Origin of the sequence: Streptomyces mutomycini (assembly GCF_001700505.1) — a bacterium.
Classification (GTDB): domain Bacteria; phylum Actinomycetota; class Actinomycetes; order Streptomycetales; family Streptomycetaceae; genus Streptomyces; species Streptomyces mutomycini.
The window spans coordinates 131,973-139,497 of the sequence record NZ_MAPV01000056.1; the positions used below are offsets into that span (position 1 = coordinate 131,973).

Here is a 7,525-nt window from a genome sequence, read left to right on the forward strand (position 1 = left end):
GGCTGCCTACCTCCGTCGTCCGCCGCGTTGGGACGCGGCTCGCTTAGATGACGTCGTCTTCTTGGCTGAAGCGCTCTTCTTGGCCGACGACTTCTTTGCCTGAGCCGACTTCTTGGCAGGTGGCTTACCTGCTGCGGACTTCTTCGCAGGTGCCGACTTCTTGGCAGCGGACTTCTTGGCCGGTGCCTTCTTCGCCGGGGCCTTCTTCGCCGGCGCTGCCTTCTTAGCCGACGCCTTCTTGGACGGTGCCGCCTTCTTAGCCGGTGCTGCTTTCTTCGCAGCGCTCTTCTTCGCAGTGGTTTTCTTAGCGGCAGCCTTCTTCGCAGCAGGCCGCTTGCTCGCCGCCGCCTTCTGGCCGGCCTTGGCCCCGGAGTCCCTGCCCCGGCGAGCGCTCGGCTCCGGCTCCTCCTCTTCCCCCTCGTCCTCCTCCGGCTCTTCCTCCTCCTCCGGCTCTTCCTCCTCCTCCGGCTCTTCCTCTTCCTCCGGCTCCTCCTCTTCCTCCGGCTCTTCCTCTTCCTCCGGCTCTTCCTCTTCCTCCGGCTCCTCCTCCTCGTCTTCGTACTCGGGCTCGTCCTCGTCGTACTCGCCCTCGTAGTCCTCGGATTCTTCGTCCTCTTCGTCCTGCTCGTCAGACTCCCCCAGCCGCGCGGTCCGGCCACTGATGGCATCCGCGAGGGAATTCATACCCCGGTCCGCCGCAGCCGTCAGCGCCTTCCTGCCGGAATCGAGAACCTCACCCTTCAACTGGTCCTGCAATTCCGCGAACTGCGGCATCTCGCCCAACCGGCGCATGCCTTCGGCGGCGAGCTGGCGCGGTTCCAGGCCGAAGCGCCTGCCTGCGAGATAGGTCGCGACGGAGATGGCCAGGCGGCCCTTCTTCGTCCTGCCGAGTACGTATCCGCCCACCACAGCTGCTGCGAGCGTCACCTTTGTCTGATCTTCCATGAGTGAGTCACCTTCGATGGTTCGGCGCGGGGCGGACTCGTCCGGCATGGAGCCGGTCGAGCAGCTCCTCCTCTTCCCGTTCGAACTCCTCCAGGCTGACGTTGCCGTCCTCGAGCTCCTGGTTCAGTGCGGCGAGCTGAGCCCGGATCACGCCAGGGTCGTGGAGTTCGCGGTCGGCGACGTCGTTGACCTTCTCCGCAACCCAGGCGACGCCGCGGACCGGGGCTAGTGGCAGCAGCAGGAGACCGGTGAACAGTCCCATCTCAGCCTCCCGCGACCGGTGTCCGGAGGTTTTGGGAGGAGACGAAGCTGTAGCAGGGCAGCGGCCCCGCTACGCGGAGCTCGACGCGTTCGCGATGCGCGTCGGCGAACCGCTGGGCCGTCGCCCGGAAGGTGTCGCTCTCGCTCCGGTCGACGAGGAACGACACGTTGAGGGCGCAGCCGTGGACCTCCGGCCCGGGGACCACCGCACGGGCCATGGGCGTGAGCTTGTGGAGAACCTTCTTCCCGGCGTCGGCCGCCCTGCGTGAGAGAGCGGTGGCCACGGCCTCGCCGAGTCTGACATTCGCTTCGTAGTCGGGGCGCCTGCGGACTGCCGCGCGCAGCCGTCGCACGTTCTTCTCCTCGGCGATGACGGCCGCGAGGGCGTTCTGTGCGGGGAGCGCCTTGAGGTTGATCTCGACGGCGCCCTCCAGATGGCTCAGCGTGGCGAGGAGTTCCGCCTGCGATCCGGACAGCTGGGCACGCACCGACTCCTCGTCGGGTGCGATCGCCCCGAACCGCATGGGCAGCACTGGACCGCTGTCCGACAGACGGAGGAGCACTTCCTGGTGCGCCATCAGATCCCGGCGCCTGGCGCGCAGTTGCGGTGGCGCGTCGCTCACGACTGCGATGACGCGCCCCTCGCCCACCAGCCGCAGCGGGGCCGGAGGACTGCCCACGCCGACCGCGTCGGCGGAGAGCACCTCACCCTCCGGGATGAACGCATAGACATACACGCCGTTCTCGGTCACGGCTCAGGCCTCCGCACGTCGGCGTCGGCTCGCCCCGTCGCGTGCGGGTGCCCGGCGCTTCTTCGGCCGCTCTTCCTGCTCGTCCTCGTCCTCGTCGTCGCCGCTCCCCACCGCTTTGCGCACGGTGTCACCGACGGACTCGGCCGCCTTGCGCACCTTGCGCTTGCCGATCGACTTGGCGGCGCCTCCGCCGAGCAGTTCGGGGATGGTGGTGCTGCCCGAGTCGCGCTCCAGGTCGAGCCGGTTGCACGCCTCGGCGAAGCGCAGGTAGGTGTCCACACTCGCGACGACGATGCGCGCGTCTATCTTGAGGATCTCGATGCCGACCAGTGACACCCGGATGAACACGTCGATGACCATGCCCCGGTCAAGGATGAGTTCCAGAACGTCGTAGAGCGTGCCGGCCCTGGGCGGGCACGGGGCGACTTCGTCGGCGTACATGGTCGTGGTCATGGGGGGGTCCTTCCGGATGAGAGGCGAAACGGGAGGCAGGACGGGGTCATTCGTCGGCCGAGCCACGCCGGTAGCGGCGGACTCTGCTGTACTCCATGAGTTCGCCCCGGTCATCGATCTGCACCTCGTAGGAGGCGAGCAGGCTCGTGGTGTCCGGGATGCGGGGGACTTCGAGTACGTCGACGACGACGCACCATCCGTCGTCCTTCCGCCGCACCGCCGACACCCCCTCCGCGGCGTGGCAGATCAGTCTTTCCAAGCTCTCGCAGGCAGCACGTGCAGCGTGCTCGGGGCCGCGACGGGACGAGGAGCGGGGGGATGCCGTTTTCGCTGCCGTTTTCGCTGTGTGCCCGGATCGGGCGCGACGATTCTCTGCCATGGAACTCAGTCTCATCAGGATCGGTTCCGGCGCATCTCGGCGTCCGGGCTTCGGGCCGGGCGGGACGCCGGCGGGGCGCTCACCCTTTCGGCGTTCCGGCGGGACGCCTCGGGCGGGACGCGTCACAGTCGTAGGCATGAGTGAGAGCCCTGGCCCCAGCGGGCCCGATGAAGAGCACGTACGGCCCCCCGGGACGGGTGACACGACCGTCGAGGCGCTCGGGGCGCTGACGGAGGCGCTGGAGAAGGTGGAGCGCGCCCGGGGGCAGCTCTACGGGTTCCACCAGCTCACCGGCGGTGCGGATCTGACGCTCGACCGGGCGGTCGAGTTGCTCCGAATGGGTGGGCACGCGGAGCAGGCCGACCTGGTGGAGCGGGAGATCCTGGGCCGCAACGTCGTCCCCGGCTGCTGGACCTTCCAGCTGGTCGAGGCGTACGACGACGCGTACTACCGGCCGTTCCTCGCGGTCGAGGAGCAGGTGCGCCGGGAGCTTGTGGGCGGGCGGCGCCACGTCTACGAGGCGGAGATGAAGGAAGCCCGCCGTACGCACGGGCACCCCGACCACACCGCGAGGCCCTGACCATGGATGCGGCGGACGCCCTGCGGCGCATCGCGTTCCTGTTGGAACGCTCCCAGGCGGCCACGTACCGGGTGAAGGCATTCCGGACGGCGGCGGACGCGATCGGTGCCATGGACGCGGCGGAGGTCGCCGAGCGGGTGGAGCACGGTTCGCTGGAGAGGGTGCGCGGCATCGGTCCGAAGACCGCCAAGGTGATCCGTGAAGCGGTGGAGGGCGCGACGCCCGGCTACCTCGAAGCGCTGGAGGAAGAGGCGTCGGCACCGTTGGTCCAGGGCGGTGAAGCACTCCTCGCCGCCCTCCGCGGTGACTGCCATATGCACTCGGACTGGTCCGACGGAGGCAGCCCGATCGCGGAGATGGGCCGGACAGCGATCGAACTGGGCCACGAGTGGGCGGTGCTCACGGATCACTCACCCAGGCTGACCGTGGCCAACGGTCTCTCGACCGAGCGCCTCCTCGACCAGTTGTCCGTCGTGGCGGGCCTCAACGAGCGGTGGGCACCCTTCCGTCTGCTCACCGGGATCGAGTGCGACATTCTCGAAGACGGATCGCTCGACCAACACCCGGACGTGCTGGAGCGACTGGACGTCGTGGTCGTCTCGGTTCATTCGAAACTGCGCATGGACGCGGTGGCGATGACCCGGCGGATGCTCGCCGCCGTACGCAATCCGCACGCGGACATCCTGGGGCACTGCACAGGGCGGCTCCTGGGCGGAAAGAAGCGGCCCGAGTCGGAGTTCGACGCCGGCCTGGTGTTCGCGGCGTGTGCCGAGGCCGGGACGGCGGTGGAGATCAACTGCCGTCCGGAGCGGCTCGATCCGCCGCGCGACCTGCTCCGGCAGGCCGTCGCGTCGGGCGCTCTGCTCTCGATCGACACCGACGCTCACGCGCCGGGACAGCTGGACTGGCAGCTCTACGGTTGCTCGCGTGCGGAGGAGTGCGGGGTGCCCGTGGAGCGGGTCGTCACCTCCTGGACCGTGGAACAGCTCCTGGACTGGACGAACGAGAAGGCCCGCGGGTAGCGCACCGGACCGGGGGCCGCGGGTGAGGACAGGCCGGTCGCGGCTGTTCGGCGTACAGTCGATCACGGTCGTCCGTGTGACTCCGGGGCAGATCGGGGCAGGAGGAAGATCATGTCACCTCGCCGCACAGGCCCTTCCCTGCCGCGCCCGCGCGGAGTGCTCTCCGCGGGGGTGATCGGTTACCTGCGGGACGACGGTGCCCCGCCGGATCCAGGTGCCGCCGGGGGTGCCGACCCCTACGGCGACGATCTGCAGCTCGCCCTCTACGTGTGCTACGAGCTGCACTATCGCGGATTCGACGGTGTGCGCCCTGAGCTGGAGTGGGACCCGCCCCTGCTCGCGGTACGCGCCGCACTGGAGGAACGTTTCCTCACAGCTCTGCGACACGATGCCCCCGTAACCGCGAGCCTGGACGACGTCCTGGACGGCCTCCTTCTGGAGCCGGTGCGTGGATCCGGCGTCTCCTGGTTCCTCGAGGACCGGGGCGAACTGCGCCACCTGCGTGACTACGCGATGCAGCGTTCGCTGTACCACCTCAAGGAAGCCGACCCGCACGCCTGGGTGCTGCCCCGGCTCCATGGACGGGCCAAGGCAGGCATGGCGGCGATCGAGTACGACGAGTTCGGCGCCGGGCGCGCGGACCGCGTCCATGCCCAGCTGTTCGCCGGCCTGATGGCCGATCTGGGCCTCGACACCGCCTACGGCCGGTATCTGGACGAGGGCTCGGCACCCATGCTGACCCTCGTCAACCAGATGTCGCTGTTCGGCCTGCACCGCAGGCTGCGCGGGGCGCTGGTGGGGCACTTCGCCGCCGTCGAGATCACCTCCTCCCCCGCTTCGCGTCGACTCGCCCACGCCATGAAGCGCACCGGTGCGGGCCCCGCGGCGGAGTACTTCTACACGGAGCACGTCGAAGCCGACGCGGTGCACGAGCAGGTGGTGCGCCGCGACGTCATCGGCGGTCTGCTCGACGACGAACCCGGACTGGCGGCCGACATCGCTTTCGGCATCATCGCCACCTCGTTTCTCGAGGACCGGCTCGGAGAACGGCTGCTGGCGGACTGGCGGGCCTGAACCCCCGTCCTGATCCGCAGCGCCGGCCCGGCAACGAATGGAGTGGCAGATGTCCGCAGACACGGCTGAGGACACACCTAACACCCGCCTGATGACACTTCCCGGGGTGTACGCGCCCCAGCACGACACCCGCCTGCTGTTGGCCGCGCTGAACAGGGAGGCCGTCGGCCCCGGCACCGAGGTACTGGACGTCGGCACGGGCAGCGGCGCGCTCGCTCTGCGCGCGGCACAGCTGGGCGCCCGTGTGACAGCCGTGGACATCGCGCGCCGGGCCGTGGTGACCGCGCGGCTGAACGCGCTGCTGCACCGTCGGCGCATCACGGTGCAGCGCAGCGACCTCCTCGCGGCTCTGCCCGGCCGGTCCTACGACCTGGTGATCTGCAATCCGCCCTACGTGCCGTCACCCGTGGGCCGGCTGCCCGGGCACGGTGCGGCGCGGGCCTGGGAGGCCGGGTGTGACGGCCGAGCCATCCTCGACCGGGTCTGCGCGACCGCCCCGGCGGCGCTGCGCCCCGGAGGCCGTCTCCTCCTCGTGCACTCCGGCCTGTGCGACAGCGACGTCACCCTGCGGCGCCTCTCGGACGCCGGACTGCGGGCGCGGGTCAGTGACCGTGCGCTCGTACCCCTCGGCCCCGTGCTCCGCTCCAGACTGCGCTGGCTCAGGGATACGGGGCTGGTGGACGAAGGAGAGACGGCGGAGGAGCTGGTGGTGATCCGTGCCGAACAAGCCTGAACGCCCCTGCCGGATCACTCTGGGCGACGACGGGCCCCTGCTGGTCGAGGGGCCCGTCGAAATCACCGGCCCGGACGGCAGTGTGGCCGTCTCCGACCGGTTCGTCGTCGCGGTCTGCATGTGCCGGCGCAGCCGGATGTACCCGTGGTGCGACACCAGCCATCGTCGCCGCGCGCGGCCAGGGGAACGTCACGACACGGCGGACTGACGTCCCGGCCGGCGTTCGTCATTCGCCGGCCCGAAGTCGTGTCCGCGTCGCGCCGCGCAGCCGCCGGGACACCTCCCGCAGCCGGGGCCGGCGTTCGTGGGCCTGCGCCGAGCGCCGGTCCAGCTCTTCGGCCAGGCGCTCCGTGCGTTTGTCGATGTCCAGTTCGTCGAGGATGCGGTCGATCTCCGCGAGCAGGGCGCCGTGCAGCTGCCACTGCCGCGGGTGTTCCTGGACGTCTTCGAGCAGCAGGTCTGCCACGCGGTCACGCGTCACGCGACTGCGGGCGAGCGCTTCGGCCAGGCGTTCCTCGGCCTCTTCGCCGCTCTCTGCCATCGGGGTGGTGATCATCATCGCGAACCCCTCGACGGCGTCGGACATGTGCCCGAACAGTTCCCGCAGATCCCTGGCCACGTCCTCGGGGAAGAGCGTCTCCTCGGTACGCGCCTTGGCGAGGTCGGTCAGCGTGCGGGTGAGGACGCGCAGCACCACGGCGCAGATCTCCAGGGTGTCGAGCCCGGTCCGCAGGACGACGCGGTAGAGCAGCCCCTGCTTGACGCGGGGGTTGAGCATCAGGCTCTCCTCGGCCTGCCGCAGGGATGCGTCGACCTCGACGATGTCGTGGTCCAGGCGGCGGGCTTCGTGCAGTCGCGCGGCGGCCTCCCGCACGGGGTGGGTGCCGCCGATCTCCTCGCCCAGGGCACGGAGCATCTTTCCCATCCGCTCCCCCAGGCCGCCGATGGAGGCGCCCGCCGACTCGACCCAGACGGGCGGTGCCAGCAGGAGGTTGAAGAGGAGGCCGACCCCGGCGCCGATGAGCGTCTCCAGCACGCGCTCCCAGGCGGTGTCGGCGACCTGTGAGACGCCGAGTACGAGCATCGCGCTGATGGCCACCTCGGGCACGAACTCATTGACCCGTACCAGGCGTCCGATCAGCAGTGAGGTGAAGATGGTCAGCCCCAGACTCCACCAGCTCAGACCCACCAGGGAGCTGAATCCGCTGGCGATGAGGACCCCGACGACCACGGCGTTCACTCGCCGGATCCCCGTCGTGAGCGTGGCGTAGAGCGTCACCTGAACGACGAGCAGGGCGGTGAGGGGGGCGGTGAGAGGGGCGGGAT

At 69.7% G+C, this 7,525-nt stretch carries 11 protein-coding genes; 5 read left to right on the forward strand and 6 right to left on the reverse strand.

Annotation, left to right across the window (positions count from 1 at the left end):
* Positions 1-6: 6 nt before the first annotated feature.
* Genes BFF76_RS32665 through BFF76_RS09320 form a run of 5 tightly spaced genes read right to left on the reverse strand, consistent with a single transcriptional unit; the run spans position 7 to position 2,790 of the window.
* Entirely contained in the window at positions 7-945 is a 939-nt protein-coding gene (locus BFF76_RS32665; protein WP_065847971.1) for a histone protein, read from the reverse strand.
* 7 nt (positions 946-952) lie between these two features.
* Positions 953-1,207 (reverse strand): gas vesicle protein GvpG, encoded by a 255-nt coding sequence (locus BFF76_RS09305; RefSeq protein WP_031090160.1) that lies wholly within the window; start codon positions 1,205-1,207, stop codon positions 953-955.
* Between the two features lies 1 nt (position 1,208).
* A complete protein-coding gene (locus BFF76_RS09310) occupies positions 1,209-1,958 on the reverse strand; it encodes a GvpL/GvpF family gas vesicle protein (protein WP_031090158.1) in 750 nt (249 codons plus the stop codon).
* A gap of 3 nt (positions 1,959-1,961) precedes the next feature.
* Positions 1,962-2,411, reverse strand: a complete 450-nt coding sequence (locus tag BFF76_RS09315) for a gas vesicle structural protein GvpA (protein WP_031090156.1) — start codon at positions 2,409-2,411, stop codon at positions 1,962-1,964.
* Between the two features lie 46 nt (positions 2,412-2,457).
* On the reverse strand, positions 2,458-2,790 hold the full coding sequence (locus BFF76_RS09320; RefSeq protein WP_031090154.1) for a gas vesicle protein GvpO: 333 nt from the start codon (positions 2,788-2,790) through the stop codon (positions 2,458-2,460).
* A 136-nt stretch (positions 2,791-2,926) separates the two neighbouring features.
* Here BFF76_RS09320 and BFF76_RS09325 point away from each other — a divergent pair, with 136 nt between their 5' ends.
* The 5 genes from BFF76_RS09325 (at position 2,927) to BFF76_RS09345 (ending at position 6,407) form a co-directional block, all read left to right on the forward strand.
* The gene (locus BFF76_RS09325) at positions 2,927-3,370 is read left to right on the forward strand and encodes a hypothetical protein (protein ID WP_031090152.1); all 444 of its coding nucleotides are present in this window, start codon (positions 2,927-2,929) and stop codon (positions 3,368-3,370) included.
* Positions 3,371-3,372: 2 nt separating this feature from the next.
* Positions 3,373-4,392 (forward strand): PHP domain-containing protein, encoded by a 1,020-nt coding sequence (locus BFF76_RS09330; RefSeq protein WP_053928980.1) that lies wholly within the window; start codon positions 3,373-3,375, stop codon positions 4,390-4,392.
* A 111-nt stretch (positions 4,393-4,503) separates the two neighbouring features.
* Complete coding sequence (locus BFF76_RS09335) at positions 4,504-5,466, forward strand: iron-containing redox enzyme family protein (RefSeq protein WP_053928979.1); 963 nt, start codon at positions 4,504-4,506, stop codon at positions 5,464-5,466.
* A 49-nt stretch (positions 5,467-5,515) separates the two neighbouring features.
* Positions 5,516-6,199 (forward strand): HemK2/MTQ2 family protein methyltransferase, encoded by a 684-nt coding sequence (locus BFF76_RS09340; protein WP_031090145.1) that lies wholly within the window; start codon positions 5,516-5,518, stop codon positions 6,197-6,199.
* Positions 6,183-6,407 (forward strand): CDGSH iron-sulfur domain-containing protein, encoded by a 225-nt coding sequence (locus BFF76_RS09345; protein WP_053928978.1) that lies wholly within the window; start codon positions 6,183-6,185, stop codon positions 6,405-6,407. The genes BFF76_RS09340 and BFF76_RS09345 overlap by 17 nt, the downstream gene beginning before the upstream one ends.
* 18 nt (positions 6,408-6,425) lie before the next feature.
* Here the strand turns inward: BFF76_RS09345 and BFF76_RS09350 are convergent.
* The coding region (locus BFF76_RS09350) for an FUSC family protein (protein ID WP_065847962.1) at positions 6,426-7,525 on the reverse strand (1,100 nt) is incomplete at its 5' end.